Raw genomic sequence first — 16,637 nt, 5'->3', positions numbered from 1 at the left:
GCCGTCATGACGCGTGCTCTATTTGTCGTGATGGCCCGGCAGTACTGCACCGAGTACCTGCTTGGCCGTTTCGACGATCACGTTGCCCTGGTCGGGGTCGCCCTTCATCAGCGTCGACGCGAACGCCTTAGCTTGAGCGAGCGTGATATGCGGCGGCAAAGGCGCGATATTCGGATCGGCCTTCACTTCGATGACCACCGGGCAATCCGCGGCGAGGGCTTCGTCCCACGCCGCACCCATCTGCTTGGCGTCGTCGACGTAGATGCCTTTCAGGCCGATCAATTCAGCAAACTTGTGATAGGGCACCGAGGGAATATCCTGCGATGCTTCGAACTTCGGATCGCCTTCCATCGCGCGCTGCTCCCACGTGACCTGGTTGAGATCGCCGTTATTCAGCACCATGCAGATCCAGCGCGGATCGGCCCAGTTCTTCCAGTACTTCGAGACCGTGATCAGTTCCGCCATGTTGTTCATCTGCATCGCGCCGTCTCCAACCAATGCGATCACGGGTCGCTCAGGGTAGGCGAACTTGGCGGCGATCGCGTACGGCACGGCCGCGCCCATCGACGCGAGTCCGCCGGACAGCGAGCACATCATGCCGCGCTGTACCTTCAGGTCGCGTGCGTACCAGTTCGCGCACGATCCGGAATCGCTCGTGACGATGGAGTTAGCAGGGATGCGTTTGGACAACTCCCACACCGTGCGCTGCGGATTGACCGCGTCTTTGCCGGGTTCGTGTGCGCGCTTCTCGAGCGTCTTCCACCAGTCCGCGGTCCAGCCTTCGATCTTCTTGCGCCACGCACGGTCCGGCTTTTCTTCGAGCAGCGGCAGCAACGCGCGCAAGGTTTCGACACTATCGCCGACCAGATTCACTTCCATCGGATAGCGCAGGCTCAGCATGTCCGCCTTGATGTCGATCTGCACGCCGCGGGCCGCGCCTTCTTTCGGCAGGAATTCCGCGTAGGGAAAGCCAGAGCCGATCATCAGCAACGTGTCGCATTCGGTCATCAGGTCGTAGCTCGGCTTTGTGCCGAGCAGGCCGATCGAACCGGTGACCCAAGGCAGATCGTCGGGCAGGGCAGCTTTGCCGAGCAGCGCCTTCGCGACACCAGCACCGAGTTTTTCGGCGACGGCGATGACTTCATCCGTGGCATGCAAGGCGCCGGCGCCGACGAGGATCGCGATCTTCTTACCGGCGTTGAGGACGTCGGCGGCTTGCTGGAGATCGTCGGGATAGGGCATGAGACGCGGCGCGCGGTAGCCCACGCCCGAATGCAGCGTGCCGTGCTTGCGGCCGGGTGCTTCGTAGGGCAGATCCTGCAGATCGTTGGGCAGCACGATAGCGGTGACCTTGCGCTCGGAGAGCGCAATGCGCACGGCGCGGTCGACCAGATGGCGGACTTGAGCGGGAACGCTGGCCTGTTCGACGAAGGCGCCGGCGACATCCTTGAACATCGAGACGAGGTCGAGTTCCTGCTGATAGTGGCCGCCGAGCGCCGCGCGGGCTTGCTGGCCGGCAATGGCGAGGACCGGCATGTGATCCATCCGAGCATCGTAGAGGCCGGTAATCAGATGCGAGGCGCCAGGGCCAGAGGTGGCGATGCACACACCGAGTTCACCGGTAAATTTGGCGTGAGCCGTAGCCATGAAGGCGGCCATTTCTTCGTGCCGGACCTGGATGAATTCGATCGGGGCGGGTGCTTCTTTGCCTTCGTCCTTGCTTTTGCGATGTTTCCGGGATTCGGATTGAGCGCGGTTGAGGGCCCCGAAGACGCCGTTGATCCCGTCGCCGGGGTAACCGTAGATGCGGCGGACGCCCCAGGCGTGGAGCCGTTCGATGATGAAGTCGCCAACGGTGTCGGACATCACGCTCTCCTTGAAAACGATTGAAGCGACGACGGTTGAGGGGATGTGTGGCTGGGCCATTTCGCCATTCGTCGTATGCCTGCTTCGCCTGTCGCAAGTCCCGTTCCGCGGTATTGCAGGCTGTAATCGTCAAGGATGAGTGTCCAGTTATCGGGCGCGCACGACAGGATTGCTGTCAGACGGTAACCGTCAAGTGGAGGCCGAGGTCGGCGAATATGACGGAGCATGCATAAAGCATCTGTCTCCGATCCGTCGTCGCCCGAAGCGCCAATTCCGTTCAAAGGCTATCGATTTCTCCCGGACCGTTCGCGTGGCTCCGGCGATGACCGTTTACCCGAGACAAGCCGCCTTTAGACACGGCTACGTTATCGATACGCGGAAAGGGTAAATTGAAATGTCATTCCCGGGCCAATATTGCGGGACGCCCACACCCGCCCTCCGTGAGCTTCGATGATCGAACGACAGATGGATAGTCCCATCCCCATACCATCTGGCTTCGTCGTGTAAAATGCGGCGAAAAGCCGGTCCAGCCCCTCGGGCTCCGTGCCGATGCCGACGTCCTGTACCGCCACCAGCACCTGGTCGGATTCGCGCCGTTCGGTTCGGATGGTCAGCACGCGCGCGCGATCGATGCCTGCCACCATGGCTTGGATACCGTTGATTGCAAGATTGATGATCACTTGCTGCAGCTGGATCCGGTCGCCGCGCACCAGGGGCAATTCCGGCGCGAGTTGCACCTGCACGGTTACTCGATGGTTGAGCGCCTCCTGCTTTACGAGAGCGACCGTCTCATCGATGACCGCATTGATGTCAAGTGCGACCACCTCCGGATCTGCCCTCCTGGCGAGATCGCGAATGCTCCGCATGATTTCGCTCGCCCGATTGGCTTCTTCGGCAATGTGATTCACGCAGGCGCGCGCCTCGCCTATTTCCGGAACTTCGCGGGTCAGCCAGCGCAAGCCAGCTGAGGCGCTGGTAGCAATGGCGGCAAGGGGCTGATTCACTTCATGCGCAATCGAGGCACTCATCTGTCCGAGGGCTGTTACACGAGCGACGCGGGCGAGTTCCGCCCGTGCCGTGTCCAACGCCTTTTGCGTTTCCCTGGTTGCCGTGACGTCCATCAGTGCACCAACGAGTTCCTCTTCGCCCGATTCGTATTTCACGCGATGGGTCCTGACGGTCAGGTACTTGATCGCTCCATTCGGCATCAGAAGACGGTGTTCGTAGTCGTAGGATGGCTTGCCAAGTGCCGCACGATCAATTTCATGCAGTACAAGTTCTCGGTCATCCGGATGAACACATTGGAGGATGAGGTCGATCGTCGGCTTGACCGTTTCGTCTACTCCAAATATCCGATATGTCTCCTTCGACCAGACAATGTTGCCGCTAGCTATCCTCCAGCCAAAGCTCCCTGTATGACTCAGCCGTTGGGCATCAGCCAAATAGGCCTCACTCCGCCGCAATGCGCTTTCGGTACCTCTTCGCGCGACGTTCAGCCACACCACAAACAGTGCTGTCACCGCAAGCAGCACGACGCGCGGCAAGTCCGTGGGCGCAACCGCGAAACCGATCGGCGGGACAAAATAATAAGTGAAACCCGCAACGGACAGTGCGGTCGCGAACAAACCCGGGCCGAGGCCACCGAACCAGGCACTAAACATGATCGCGCATAGAGACAGCGATACGAACGGACTACTGTGCATGTCAGGTTCTAGTAGCAGCGCGGCGACGAGGGCCGCAACAACCGACAGAACTGCAACTGCATAGTTAACGGGAGCGGACCGTCTGGACCACTGTAGAGGACTAGACCGGGACATATCTTCTGCCTCCACAAATCAGCAATGCCTCGCGCAATCTGGGTGCCTAAGGCATTCGGATCGACATCTTCAGGGCCGCGACCGCCTCTTTCGGGGAAATCCGCAATGCAGACGCCGGCGACCGCGCCTTGATCTCCTCGCCCCTCGTGCGTAAAACCGCAGTCGGGCGACGCCGCGGCGACCCTCCGGCTCAGCGGGGCGAGGCGCACGGCGGCCCGGTCCTTGCTTAGCTGATCGTCGCGCGGGATACCGACAATCATAGGACTGACCCACCGAGCTGTCGCAACCGATGGCAAGTCAGTGCAGCCGCGCGCACCGACGAGCTGACTGGTGCCAGGCGAAATCTCTTTCTGGGTCAATGGCCGCGGGTTGCCTGAAACCGTTATGGTAGCTGCGCGTCGGCTGGTTAGGTGCGGACAGCGGACACCCGAAGGGGGTCGACCAGAGCCGGTCAGCGAGGCTCAGTGCGGCCACGAGGGGCGCTACCGAACGGCCGGTCATGGCGCCATGGCAGCCATAGAGAGTCGGAGAATTGGATCGATGACTGCCAGGCTTTCTGTGCGGCATGCGCATCAGGGCACAGGGTTACGAATTGAACAAGTCATCGACAATACGTCGTCCCGCGCTATAGCCGCCCATCAGCGCATCGGCCTCACTGAGAAATGGCCTGCCTCGGGATTCGCCAAAACGCAGCGGCGAGAAGACAGCGACAGATGCACCGGCCTTGCTGATCCTCACGACCGCCACAAATCCGACGCTGGTTGTCCCCTTGGGTCCGGCCTTCCAGCTGAAGTCAGTCTCAACGGCCACTTCAATGTCAAATCCGTGATAGTGATAAGTGCGGCTCATGGGCTTACCCTGTCCATCCGGGCGGCAATCCGGAAGGGATCGAGCACGACGTTCTTCCCACCCAACACATCGCCAAATCCGAACGCTGATACCAGCATGGCCAACGACGAGCCGACGCACACGAGCATGTGAGTGCGCAAACCTGCCGCCCAGTTCAATCTTTCGCGCTCAAAGCCGGTGACGCTCCGAAGTAGAGCCGCCAGGACGAGGCGCGACAGAAACCCGATATTTCCTGTCACTTTGCCTTTCGATAGGTCCGTTTTAGGCCTGCCGGGAAGCCGTGTCGGCGACATCGGCATACAGTTGGGCCGTCCGGTTAACGCTCCCATCGGGTTCTTCGATGACAGCCGGCAGCGCCTCGGCGCGATTTTCGTGCGCAAAACAGATTGACGATTTCCCGGGTCGGTATGCTCGCGACGAGCGTTGAAATTTTGCCCGGAGTGAACCACCGGCAGCGCGAGATTTCGTTACGAGCTTCGGGGGACGCGTCGCGAGGAATCTCGGCGCGGAAAACGCGATGGCGTTTGCTGAGACCGCCAAACAGGAACAGGTACGTAAGCTCCATTCCAACGAGCGAATCTTGGTGGACGAGTTCTGGAACAAACTTGAATGCTTGTGTGAAGGGATATTCTGAGCGATATGCATGGTAGCGTTCCGCGTTGACCCGACTGTGCCGAGCGCCCGCTCCAGGGAAAGGAGTGTTGCTGGTTCGAGGCTAAGCGCGTTTTACGAAATGAAATGTCAGGCGTGTGCTAGGCACGCTAGCATCATCAACGACCATGCTAGCGCCCTATGAACCTTCGCTAGCAGCTATTCTGACCACTAACACCAGCCAACGTGGAACTAGCCGTTTTCAATGTGCTCACCGACTCACCGGGTTACACATCCTGTCTCACGCCGCTGTTTCGCAAAAGACGATCGACTGCACCTGCCAGCCGAACTGCGAGGCGATCGAGAACGAGCGGGGTCGGGTTTTCATCGAGACGCTCAGAACCACGATGCCGGGCGACGAGCTTTTAATCGCCTACAGGCTTACGACTGAGCGCACCTTCAGGTGAGACTTTGCGGGAGCCACACGCGTGTTCTCAGGGGAGCATGCATCGTGCAGCAAGCAAAGTCACCGCTTCGCGTCGCTAAAGCCAGACGGTAAAACTCGTGCCGCACAACAGCCTGCTTACCGTCAGCCGCCATTCGTGAGCGAGCGCAATTTCCTTGCAGATGGCCAGCCCGAGGCCGGCGCCGTCGTGCTTTGCATCCGGTGCGCGCCAGAACCGCTTGAAGAGGAATGGAAGGTATTCCTGCCGGATACCGGGTCCCTCGTCCCGAACCTGAATTGACACGTTGTCCACGATCAGTGATACGACGCTATTGGCCGGCGAAACGTTGATCGCGTTCTCAACGATATTCTTGAGCAGGATAAACAGCGCACTCCTGTCTGCCCAGATGGGTGACAGCGTAACGGTTGCGTCGAGTCGAAGCTTCACCTGCTTTTTGTCAGCCTTGCGCTCCAGATAGGAGACAACGTCCTGTGCAACCTCAACACGGTTCACCTCTCCAAAGGTGTAGTTCTGCGATTCGCTGACCTCTGCAAGATGCAGCAGCTGCCGAACCTGCCGGGCCATCAGGTCGATCTCGTGAAACAGTAATTCCTTGTCCTCGATTTCGGGCTGCAGTTCGATCTGACCACGAATCAACGTAAGCGGCGTCTGCAACTCGTGCGCGGCGGACGCGAGAAACTGTTGCTGCACAGCGAAACCATTTTCCAGTCTCGCAAGCGCATCATTGAAGGCGTTGATCAGCGGCTTGATTTCGCTCGGAATACCTCGCAGCGACAGGCGCGTCGCCAGGTTGCGCGGCGTGATCGATGCCGCAGCGTCCGACGCCTCTCTGAGCGGTGCGAGTACCCGATGCACGGTTATCGTGAGCGTCAGTCCGAAGACGATCGTCGCAAGCAGAATTGTGACCTTGACGATTGCCGGGATCTGTTTGACTTTCGCGCCGATCATCACGTCGACAAGGCGCTTGCTCGTTGCGGTCTGCGCGTAGAAGACCGCATCCCCATGTCTGACGGGAAGCGTCACAATGTCGAACGCCTTGTTACCGATCGTCGCTTCCGCTGTCCTGCCGACAGCCCCCCGCAGATCGCCGGCAATCCAGGCAGCGCCGTCCCGGGCGCTGTCGGACGAGAGCAGCACCTTGCCCCGCTCGTCGAGCACCCGGTACATGAGCTCGGTGTGCGCGACCGCGAACAGCCACGCCCTCTCATCCGGCAGCCCTACCGAGATCGGACGGCCAGCGTTGTCGAAGACGACCCCGTTTGCAACGTCCGTGACGCTTTCGATCTGTTCGTGCCGCCCGAGTGCCTGCTCCGGAAAGTGATTGGACGCGTAGACGACGACGCTGGCCAGTATGGTCAGACTGAGGGCGAGCGCTGCGACGCTGGTCAGCCACAGCCGCGCGGAAAGACTTCGAATCCAGTGAGAGAGCATGATGAGACCATATAGGGTAGCGGCGGACGAGTCCGTCAGCGGTTCAGCTGACGCCGGTGGGAATTGACGCAGCCGAAGACTGGGCAACCAACCGGTCGTGCTTAAGCAATGCTCGTGGGTCTGGCATGCCGACTTCCGGACGAAACACATAGCCCTTCGTGCGTATCGTCTGGATCAGTTCCGGAGCGCTGACGTCCCGCTCAATGCGCCTGCGCAGGCGATGCACCCAAAGACCCACGGTTGCCGGTCGGGGCGGCTCGTCGGGCCAGATGCGCCGTGCGATGGCCTCTTTCGAAAATATCCTGCCCGGCGCCGTAGTAAACAGGTTGAGGATTGCAAACTCGCTTTGCACGAGCGGGACCGGCTGACCGCGGGACGTGAGCGTGCGCGACGCAAAGTCCAGTACGAAGCCATTGAAACTGAACGGCGACCTGGATGCCGGGTCCTGCAGGGCAACCTGTCTCGACCGTTTCAGAACAGAGCGGATTCGCACCAGCACTTCACGTACGTTAAACGGCTTGCAGATGCAATCGTCGGCGCCGCATTCGAGTGCCACGATACGTTCGGTCACGTCGTCCTGTTCGCCGAGCATGATGACTGGCAGGTCGTCACCGCTGCGTCGTAGCGTCAGCAGCGCGGCGAGCCCACTGCCGAAGGTCGTCCCGCTCGACATCAGGATGAGCGCCGGTCGCTCCACTTCGATGCGCTTCGCGACCTTGTCTGGCTCGTACAGAACCGCCACCTCGAAACCGCTCGACTGCAGGAGCATTCGCAATGCGTCGCGACAGGAGGAGTCGCCGTCAACCACGAGAACTGTCTGCTTCATGCCCCTCTCCTTCTCGGCCCCGCCTGCTCATGCGAACCCGTCCGTCCTGAAGACGGGTGTAGCGCGAAGCCCGCCCCGCGAATATTCACGAGCCGCGTGGTCGTGCCGATTGCCGTCAGCTTCTTGCGTAGCCGGTGCAATGTCACTTCAAGCGCATTAGGCGTCACTGCGTCGCCCAAACCCCATGCAGCATGTTCGAGTGCGGCGTGCCGGACCGTTGCGCCGGCTGCCTTCACGAGACCTAGCATGATCTGCAGTTCGGCAGGGGCAAGCAGTACCGACCGCGTTTGACTGCGCATCACGCGTTGCTGCGGATCCACCGTGATGTCAGCGAACGACAGCACCAGCTCCTCAAGCGCCGGTGGCCGGCGCATCAATGTACGCACCCGTGCGACCAGCTCGCTCATCGCAAACGGCTTGGTCACGTAGTCGTCGGCGCCGCTTTCGAGGCCGTCGACACGATCGTGCAAGGCATCCCGAGCCGTCAGCATCAGGCACGGTGTCATCTGGCCCGCAGCGCGCAATTCGCGCAGAAAAGCGAGTCCGTCTCCGTCCGGCAATCCGCGGTCGATGATCAGCACCGCGTAGTCGGCACGGCTCACACCGTAGCTTGCCTCGGATACATTCCTGAAGTGATCGGCTTCGATTCCCGCTTCCGTCAGCGCCTTGCGCACCATGCTGGCGAGACGCTCGTGGTCTTCGATCAGTGCAACTCGCGACATGACGCTGCGCTCAATTGAATTGATAAAGGTAGCCGATCCTGGCTTGCGGAATGAACCTCTTCCCAACCAGCGGGCTGTCAGTGATGCCGCTGCCAAGATGCGACGCGCCGACGTCGAGAATCACGATCTGCTGGCGCGTGAACTTATAGTCGACGCGCGCACCCAACGACATGTCGTAGGTGGACTTTCCTGAATAAGCGGGACGCCCCGCACGCACCTCCGACGGTCGCACACCGTAATAGTAGTCGACATACTTGCTGCTCAGCCATTCGGCGCCGACGTGCGGCCCGATCGAAAAGTTGCCGTACTCGAAGGACTTTCCGAAGTCGATGCTGGCCATTTCGCCCTTGTTGCCGCCGGCGAGGAAGTCACCGGAAAGCGTGCCGAACGCGGTGTGCCAGGAGAGCGCCGGACCGTACCAGAACGCGCCGTTGCGGTCTTGCATGCCGTTGAGGATCGGCGCATCAGACTGCTTGTATCCGTCGCCGATCGCGTATTTGCCGCGCAGTGAGAAGCTCACCTCATTCCATTTGCCGATCTTGAGGTCAAGCGAGGTGCCGAACGCATGCACCCATTTATTCTCAAAGAAGATCAGCGGAATCGGCGTGAATTTGGTGCCGTAGCCTTTGTAAGGCGCCTGCTCGATGCCGGCTGCGGCCCCGAGGCCCCAGTGGGTCACGTTCGTGGAGTTGCTCAGCACGGTGAAACCCGAGTCGTCTACGCTGGGCGGATCCGCGCTGGCACCGTCCGCCCAGGCAACGCCCGAACACAGGCAAGCTGAGGTGACGGCTAGCATTAGCTGGCTCCCACGGCGAATAGTCTTCTTCACAGTCGTTCCTGAAGTGGATAGATGAGACGGAGTCGACTGTAGGTCCGGGTGACTTACCCGTTACTTACCCAAAAAACGCGCAGAACACAGAGACGAAACACATAAACACCGCATGGCCGCGAGTCCTTGAGGGAGCAGAGCGCCCATGGCCGCGAACGCCAAAAGCCGCCCGAAAAAAACTTGCGTCGGCGCCGAAACCGGGCGCGCCGGATCGTGCGTCCACCGAGTCCGACACTGTCGCGCCAGTAGCATGGCGTCACAGCGCGACATACCTGACACGTCCAGCACAGGGCAAGATCATCCGTCGTCCGTCGCCGTCCGTTCGTTGCCATTCGGCGGTAAGTAAGCGGTAAGTCCTCCGGCTTCATCATCAGTTCGACTGTCTGCGGCGACGCGCACGCGTGCCTGGCCGGTCCCGTCGTCCGATCCCCTGCTGGAGACTTCGTATGAGAAACGGTGAGGCACGCAACGTGGCGCTGATCGGAGCAGCGCTTCTTTCATGCGGATGCGCGACGGGTTCAGGGCAGACCGCCGGCGACCCGCTCGAGCCAATGAATCGGGCGATCTTCTCGTTCAACGACAGGCTCGACACGTACGTGGCCAGACGCATGGCCACCGCCTACCAGAAGGTGACGCCGACACCGGTGCAAACTGCCGTCCACAACTTCTTCTCCAATCTTGGCGACATCGGCAATTTCGCCGACGATCTGCTGCAACTTAACGCGACGGACGCGACGGAGGACGTGGTGCGTTTTGCGTTCAACTCGACATTGGGCATTGGCGGGCTGATCGATTGGGCAACGCCCGCGGGTCTGCCGAAGCATCACCAGGATTTCGGCCTGACGCTTGCGCACTATGGCGTACCGCTCGGGCCGTATCTCGTCGTGCCGGTGTTCGGTCCAAGCAGCGTGCGGAACGTGAGCGACATCGCCGTCGGCGCTTTGCTCAACCCCTTCGGGGCTGCATCGACTGCGGTCCAGGCATCCGTAGCTGGCACCCGCTTTGTCAGCAAACGCGCCGACCTGCTGCCCGACTATTCCGGCACCGCATCGCAATGACCTCTGCGTCATCGCATGACAGTTTCGTAACGCACTGGTAAGTGCACGGTAAGTCATGGACGTTCAACATGAATTGAATCGGGCGGGGGATCTTATTACCTGAAAAGCAGTACTTTGACGGCAGTAGCGACTTTGACCTTGACGTAGGTTTCGTCCATCCTCCAGCTCTTGCCAACCGCTCGCTTGTGCCGTCGAAACGCCTTTTCGAACAACGGCACGAGCTTGATGACCCAGCGGTGCACGCTCGAACAATGGAAGTACCTGTACCGAGCCATCGACAAGCAGGGCAACACGGTTGATTTCCTGTTGCGCGCCCACCGTGACAAGGCTGCTGCGCGCCGCTTCGAGAAGGCGATTGACCAGAACGGTGAACCCGAAACGATTATCGCGGATAAGAGCGGCGCCGATCTGGCCGCACTCGGAGCGCGTAACGCCGAGCGGTCGACACCGATCTACTCGGACTTCCCGAGCCGAAGCCTTTCGGGCCGTTCCTTGCCGTGCAACTGGATAACGGCGTCACGCTGGACTTCTCCAGCGATGATCATCAAACGCGGCCGGAACACTACGCGTTTCTGGTGAGCGAGACCGAGTTCGATTGCATTCTTGCGCGAATACAGAGCCGCAGATTGCCCTACTGGGCGGATCCCTCTCACCGCCGGGAGGGTGAGATCAATACGAACGATGGCGGTCGAGGCACGTATTTCGAAGATCCGAGCGGCCACAATCTCGAGATCATCACCCAGCCGTACGGCAGCGGCGCATAAGGAATCCAGTCGGCGTCCAATCCGGACCGGGCAAGCGTGTTCGGCAGGATTGGCCTGCGGAGAAGCCGAGGGATTTCTCGGCATTCGCGCGCTGATCGCTGATCGCGCGTTGATCGAGCCCTGGTGTTCTCGCGACAGTCAGCCCGCACCCGTTGCGGCCAAACGGGCTCGAACGAGAGAAATGGCAGCTTTCTGACAAGAAGAGACGCCGGTCCAAGAGACGAAGTCAGCCCATACGCACCAGATGACGATCGGCAAAGCCTCGAGTAACTCGCGTCGCCTGAACGGCGGAGCCGTACCGAGTACGTTGATCAGCAACAGACGTCATGAAATTCTGCCGTACCACGGACGCTGTAGACGTCACAATCACTTGATGTGATCGCCAGGCGGTTTCCAACCCATCAGTGTCTCTGCGCTCCATTCCGCTGCGGCAAGTCTGGAGATGAAGAACTCAGCCAACGCGCTAACCTTCGCTGGGCGTGCGCGAGCAGTGGGGGTAACAAAATACAGACCACCTTCGGGTAGGCGCCAGTCAGTCAGAATCGGTTCAAGCTGTTTGTCCGCGAAATACTGTGTCGCGACAAACTCGGGAAGCTCCGTGATGGCAAGTCCTGCGATGAGCATGGGCAGTAACGCTTCTACGCTTGTCACTCGCAATGCGCCGGCTGGTGTGATCGTGCATTCCTCGCCACTTTGGTGGGTAAAGCGCCAAACTTCGCGCCTGCTCCTGTTGGCGTAGGTCAGGCACTGGTGGCCGCCAAGATTGCGTGGATGCTGCGGTCGACCACAGCGCAACAGATAGGCTGGAGATGCCACTACAAACCGACGCACCGGTGCAATGAGACGTGCAGCGAGTGACGAGTCTTCCATGATCGCGATACGGAGGGCGGCGTCGAAACCATCACCAATCAGATCGGCATGGGCATCCGTGAGATGAAGGTCCACGGCAATATCCGGATAGATCCGGAAGAACTCAGGCAGCAGCGGGGCGACCCAGCGAGCACCGAAGGACAGTGGTGCGGCGAGCTTTACCAGACCACGCGGCCGGCTCGAGGTCTCACGAGCGAAGTCCTCGGCCTCCTCGGCGTCAGCGTAGATTTTCGCCGCTCGCTCGGCAAGCGTATGGCCGTAGTCCGTGAGTGCAAGTCGTCGGGAGGTACGGTTGAAAAGCCGTCCCCCCAGTCGCTCCTCGAGACGGGTAACGGCCCGGGAAACCGTGGCAACGGAAACGCCCATTGCCGCCGCCGCGGCTGCAAACGAACCTTCTTCAGCGACCTTCGCGAACATCGCGAAACCTTCAAAGTCCGGTAATTTTGACATCGGCAATTCTGCAACGATGGTTTTCAATCATTTCTATTTCGAAAAGTAGCACGCTGCCGTAGATTTGTCTCGTCGCACAGGAGATAAATCATGGAACGAAAGAGGACACCAGCGCTTGTCGATTTCGCCGGCCCCGATGGCGCGCAACAACAGAGCATGCTCGAAGTTCATGCATTTGCCACGCCCAAACAGCATCAAAATTCCCATCGCACTGGAAGAGATGGGACTCGACTATCGGCTGGTTCGCGTCAATCTGCGCCAGGGCGAGCAGAAGACTGACACTTTCAAGGCACTGAATCCCAACGCAAAAGTCCCGGTTCTCATCGACCGATCCGTTCCTGGGGACGGCGACGTGATACTCAGCGAGTCTGCCGCGATCCTCGTACACCTTGCAGAGAAGACCGGGCAGCTTCTTCCGAAAGACGGCCCCCAGCGCGGCAAGGTCTTCGAGCAACTTTTCTTCCACGCATCCGGCCTCAGCCCGGCGTTCCTGCAGTCATTTCAGGTAGCGATCCAGGCGTCGCCGCAACCCGAGGCAAAAGCGCGGGCGCTGGCGGAGGTCGATCGGACGCTGGGCGTGCTCAACCAGATTCTCGAACGTCATCCATACGCTGCTGGCGTCGAGTACAGCATCGCAGACATTGCCCATTTCGGATGGGTGTGGCGTCATCAGGCGATTGGCGTGGCCCTCGACAAATTTCCGTTCGTCGCTCGCTGGTACGAAGAGATTTTGACGCGACCGGCTGTCGTCGCGGCCATCGCAAAGACCGCGGCGCTCGCCCAGTAACGCCATGCAACCTCCAATTCCCCAGACATCTACACATCGTGACGGGGCTCAGTCCATAGTCAATCACCAAGGAGAATCGCAATGAGCGACCGTATCCATGAACTGCTTTATCGTAACCTTCAGGAGGTCTTTGGCGAAGGTGACGCAAAGCGTCGTCGCGCAGCCATCGAGGAGCTTTATACCGAAGATTGTGTGCTCTACGTACCTCCAGGTACGTTCGTCGGGCACGACGCTCTCGACAAGTTCGCGGGAGATCTTCGAGCATCGCACCCGCATTTTGTTTATGCGCCGCACGGTGAAGCGCAGGCCCTCCACAATGCTGGTCGCCTCGCATGGGGTTCCGGTCCGCGTGGTGAGGCACCCGACTATACGGGCGTGGATGTCATCATCGTTCGCGACGGGAAGATTGAAGCACTCTACGTCTTTCTCGATTCCGTGCCGTCATAGCCGCGCCATGATCCGCTTGGCTTTCCGGTGCATAAACATCGTGACACAGAGTTCGTGACTCTTTTAGGCAAGCCGCGATTTTGCTAAGGACAGGATGCGCGGATCTCATCAAGGCTGCGGGCGTGCTTCGGCTATCGTCCAATTGCAAGCCGGATACGTGCATGCAGACCGTTTCGACATCACGAACAAGAAGCTTGCAAAAGGCGCCGGGTCCATACGAGCACGAAAAGCACGAATACCCCTAGCAGAATTTATGGGCACGATTAGCGCGCCGACGCGGCACCCGTCGAATGGCCAGGCCTATTTGCGGAAAATCGGAAGGGGTGGCTCGGTGTTATCTGTAGCTGTAGCTATAGCTGTAGCTGCGCCGCATCTCCGCGTTACCTAACTGTTTCCGCCGCGACCAAACGCTGCCGCTCGACAATCACGACCGGCGGCCATTCACGGCAGCGCGGCGTCGCCCCGGCTTTTGTGCTGCGCCACCAACGATTCCTGCGTGGCAGCGGGCACCGGCGCGTAGTGGCTGAGTTGAATACTGTAGTTGCCGTGTCCGCCGGCGATCGCGTTTAGACGCGACTGATAGTCTTTGAGTTCGGCAAGCGGCACCTGTCCCACGACGACCACGGCATCTCCGGCGATGGGGCGGGAGCCATGAACCTGGCCGCGCCTTGACGACAGATCTCCGATGATGTCACCCATCGCGGGTTCTGGCATCGTCACCTCGATGTCCACGATGGGTTCGAGCACGATAGGCTGTGCTTTCAGCACCGCATCGATGAAGGCTTTGCGCCCGGCGGTGACGAACGCCACCTCTTTGGAGTCGACGGAATGGCTCTTGCCGTCGAGGACCGTGACTCGCACATCCTGCATCGGGACGCCGGCAAGCGGCCCGCTCTCGATCACCTGCAGAACGCCCTTTTCCACGGCGGGAATGAACTGGCCGGGGATGGCGCCGCCCTTGACGGCGTCGACGAATTCGAACCCTGCGCCTCGCGGCAACGGCTCCACGCGAAGCATCACTTCACCGAACTGTCCGGCGCCGCCGGTTTGCTTCTTGTGGCGGCAGTGCCCCTCGGCGCTGCCGCCGATGGTCTCGCGATAGGCAATTTTCGGCGGCCGCGTCACGACTTCAAGCTTGTACTGGTCTGATAGCCGCTCCAGCATGTAGCGCAGATGCAGTTCGCCGAGGCCTCGCACGACGGTCTCGTTGGTGCTGACCTCGCGTTCGATACGCAGACACGGGTCTTCCGCGGTCAGCTTCTGCAGCGCTTCCCACAGCCGCTGCTCGTGGCCGCGGCGCGCCGGTTCGATCGCGAGGCCGTAAATGGGCATCGGGAAGTCTGGTGGGACGAGGTGAATGTTGCCGTCCTCAGGCGCGTCGTGCAGCACGGCATCAAGGCCAATGTCCTCGGCCTTGGCCACCGCGCAGATATCACCGGGACCCGCACGCAGGATATCCACGTGTTCCTTGCCCTGCAGCATCAACAGATGGGCGACCCGGAATGGCTGCCGCCTGTCGCCAATATAAAGCTGGCTATCGCGCTCGATCGTGCCCTGATAGATGCGAAACACGGCCATCTTGCCGATGTAAGGGTCGATCACGATCTTGAAGGTGTGGGCCAGCACGTGCTTGTCGGCGACCGGTTCGGCACGCACGACTTCCTTGCGGCCCCCGGAATCGCGATAGAAGAGCGGCGGGTTGCCTTCCATCGGATTGGGCAGAAGCCGGACGAAGACATCGAGCAGTTCCGCAATGCCGGCGCCATTGGCCGCCGATGTGAAGCACACCGGCACCAGATGGCCTTCGCGCAGCGCACGCTCGAAAGGCTCGTGCAACTGTTCCGGCCGGATGGCCTCGCCTTGCTCCAGGTAGAGCTCCATCAGGGCCGGGTCGATCTCGACCACCTGATCGACGAGCGCATTGTGCGCTGCCTCCACGGACAGGAAATCGGCGTCGCCGCCAGGCTTGAAAAAGCAGTCCGCCACCTGGCGGCCACGCTGCCCCGGCAGGTTGATGGGCAGGCATTCCGTGCCGAACGTTTGCTGGATTTGCGTGAGTAGCCCTGGAAGGTCGACCTTTTCTCCATCGATTCCATTCACGATGAGCATTCTGCAGAGTTTACGTTCGCCCGCCCAGGTCATCATGCGCCGGGTGGTCATTTCAATGCCCGTCTGCGCATTGATGACGACGGCAACCGTCTCGACCGCGGGCAGCGCGCTGATCGACGGCCCGGAAAAGTCGGGATAACCGGGCGTATCGAGCAGATAGATGCGTGTGTCGTGATAATGCAGGTGAGTGACGGTAGAGTTGAGCGAGTGATGATACTTCCGTTCGAGCGGGTCGAAATCGCAGACGGTAGTCCCGCGCTCGACGCTGCCGGGCGCATGGAGCATACCGCCCTGGTACAGCAGCGCTTCGACAAGCGAGGTTTTGCCGCTACCGGCATGCCCGACCAGGGCGACGGTGCGGATGGCATCGGGGCTATAACGCATGCTCGCCCTCGCGCAGTAAGGGAGGTGGGGCCATTATTAGTGAAAATGAGCCTGTCCGCCACACGGGGTAGCCGTAGGATTCGGGCTGCAGCCGTGTCACTTCCATTGCGGCTGATCCAGCACCATTCCGTGCTGCCCCTTGTAGGCAGCCACAGCCGGCGGCGTCCGCCCGTCCACAATCTGTAGCGCGAATTGCCAGACCTCGATGCCACGTGGCCGGCAGACGTCCAGCGGATGCCTTGCGGCTTGCGCATTTCCGGGTAGCAGATCCACTCCGACGGATTACAACCGGCGGCGAGCTGTCGTTAAGGTTGGGCGACCACCTTGGCGCGTGTTCGGGGGCGCCGATGGATCGTACGACTGCTTGCGC

General features: G+C 60.4%; 13 protein-coding genes and 3 pseudogenes. 5 read left to right on the top strand and 11 right to left on the bottom strand.

The features are described 5' to 3' along the window. Positions 1-18 precede the first annotated feature (18 nt). From ACQKRQ_RS27510 to ACQKRQ_RS27495, 4 genes and pseudogenes are all read right to left on the bottom strand, one after another. The gene (locus ACQKRQ_RS27510; RefSeq protein WP_427480805.1) at positions 19-1,866 is read right to left on the bottom strand and encodes a thiamine pyrophosphate-requiring protein; all 1,848 of its coding nucleotides are present in this window, start codon (positions 1,864-1,866) and stop codon (positions 19-21) included. A gap of 365 nt (positions 1,867-2,231) precedes the next feature. Next, the gene (locus ACQKRQ_RS27505; RefSeq protein WP_427480804.1) at positions 2,232-3,683 is read right to left on the bottom strand and encodes an ATP-binding protein; all 1,452 of its coding nucleotides are present in this window, start codon (positions 3,681-3,683) and stop codon (positions 2,232-2,234) included. Between the two features lie 585 nt (positions 3,684-4,268). Continuing rightward, entirely contained in the window at positions 4,269-4,532 is a 264-nt protein-coding gene (locus ACQKRQ_RS27500) for a hypothetical protein (protein WP_408435724.1), read from the bottom strand. A 14-nt stretch (positions 4,533-4,546) separates the two neighbouring features. Then, positions 4,547-4,825, bottom strand: a pseudogene (locus tag ACQKRQ_RS27495) (MgtC/SapB family protein); the annotation flags it as partial. Positions 4,826-5,311: 486 nt separating this feature from the next. On the opposite strand from ACQKRQ_RS27495, the gene ACQKRQ_RS27490 reads away from it, so the two are divergent. After that, positions 5,312-5,590, top strand: a complete 279-nt coding sequence (locus tag ACQKRQ_RS27490) for an SET domain-containing protein-lysine N-methyltransferase (protein ID WP_427480801.1) — start codon at positions 5,312-5,314, stop codon at positions 5,588-5,590. Positions 5,591-5,665: 75 nt separating this feature from the next. Here ACQKRQ_RS27490 and ACQKRQ_RS27485 read toward each other — a convergent pair whose 3' ends face one another. Genes ACQKRQ_RS27485 through ACQKRQ_RS27470 form a run of 4 tightly spaced genes read right to left on the bottom strand, consistent with a single transcriptional unit; the run spans position 5,666 to position 9,365 of the window. Further along, a complete protein-coding gene (locus ACQKRQ_RS27485; protein WP_427480799.1) occupies positions 5,666-7,021 on the bottom strand; it encodes a sensor histidine kinase in 1,356 nt (451 codons plus the stop codon). A gap of 43 nt (positions 7,022-7,064) precedes the next feature. Next, positions 7,065-7,847 (bottom strand): response regulator transcription factor, encoded by a 783-nt coding sequence (locus ACQKRQ_RS27480; RefSeq protein ID WP_427480797.1) that lies wholly within the window; start codon positions 7,845-7,847, stop codon positions 7,065-7,067. After that, positions 7,844-8,569 carry a response regulator transcription factor gene (locus tag ACQKRQ_RS27475; RefSeq protein ID WP_427480796.1) on the bottom strand — a complete coding sequence of 242 codons (726 nt, stop codon included), beginning with the start codon at positions 8,567-8,569 and terminating at the stop codon, positions 7,844-7,846. The genes ACQKRQ_RS27480 and ACQKRQ_RS27475 overlap by 4 nt, the downstream gene beginning before the upstream one ends. Positions 8,570-8,579: 10 nt before the next feature. Further along, on the bottom strand, positions 8,580-9,365 hold the full coding sequence (locus ACQKRQ_RS27470) for a MipA/OmpV family protein (protein ID WP_427480795.1): 786 nt from the start codon (positions 9,363-9,365) through the stop codon (positions 8,580-8,582). A 479-nt stretch (positions 9,366-9,844) separates the two neighbouring features. On the opposite strand from ACQKRQ_RS27470, the gene ACQKRQ_RS27465 reads away from it, so the two are divergent. Beyond that, positions 9,845-10,456 carry an MlaA family lipoprotein gene (locus tag ACQKRQ_RS27465; protein WP_427480794.1) on the top strand — a complete coding sequence of 204 codons (612 nt, stop codon included), beginning with the start codon at positions 9,845-9,847 and terminating at the stop codon, positions 10,454-10,456. A gap of 131 nt (positions 10,457-10,587) precedes the next feature. Here the strand turns inward: ACQKRQ_RS27465 and ACQKRQ_RS27460 are convergent. Further along, positions 10,588-10,704, bottom strand: a pseudogene (locus tag ACQKRQ_RS27460) (IS6 family transposase); the annotation flags it as partial. Between the two features lies 1 nt (position 10,705). Here ACQKRQ_RS27460 and ACQKRQ_RS27455 point away from each other — a divergent pair. Beyond that, positions 10,706-10,909: pseudogene (locus tag ACQKRQ_RS27455) on the top strand (DDE-type integrase/transposase/recombinase); the annotation flags it as partial. 677 nt (positions 10,910-11,586) lie between these two features. On the opposite strand, the gene ACQKRQ_RS27450 reads toward ACQKRQ_RS27455, so the two are convergent. Continuing rightward, positions 11,587-12,540 (bottom strand): LysR substrate-binding domain-containing protein, encoded by a 954-nt coding sequence (locus ACQKRQ_RS27450; protein WP_427480914.1) that lies wholly within the window; start codon positions 12,538-12,540, stop codon positions 11,587-11,589. Positions 12,541-12,655: 115 nt separating this feature from the next. Here ACQKRQ_RS27450 and ACQKRQ_RS27445 point away from each other — a divergent pair, with 115 nt between their 5' ends. Beyond that, on the top strand, positions 12,656-13,327 hold the full coding sequence (locus ACQKRQ_RS27445) for a glutathione S-transferase family protein (RefSeq protein WP_427480792.1): 672 nt from the start codon (positions 12,656-12,658) through the stop codon (positions 13,325-13,327). Between the two features lie 81 nt (positions 13,328-13,408). Next, positions 13,409-13,774, top strand: a complete 366-nt coding sequence (locus ACQKRQ_RS27440) for a nuclear transport factor 2 family protein (protein WP_427480790.1) — start codon at positions 13,409-13,411, stop codon at positions 13,772-13,774. A gap of 441 nt (positions 13,775-14,215) precedes the next feature. Here ACQKRQ_RS27440 and fusA read toward each other — a convergent pair whose 3' ends face one another. Continuing rightward, positions 14,216-16,267, bottom strand: a complete 2,052-nt coding sequence (gene fusA, locus ACQKRQ_RS27435; RefSeq protein ID WP_427480788.1) for an elongation factor G — start codon at positions 16,265-16,267, stop codon at positions 14,216-14,218. Positions 16,268-16,637 lie beyond the last annotated feature (370 nt).

The sequence above is a fragment of the Paraburkholderia sp. NPDC080076 genome (genome assembly GCF_050281145.1).
Classification (GTDB): domain Bacteria; phylum Pseudomonadota; class Gammaproteobacteria; order Burkholderiales; family Burkholderiaceae; genus Paraburkholderia.
This window is presented reverse-complemented; position numbering and strand designations above follow the sequence as displayed.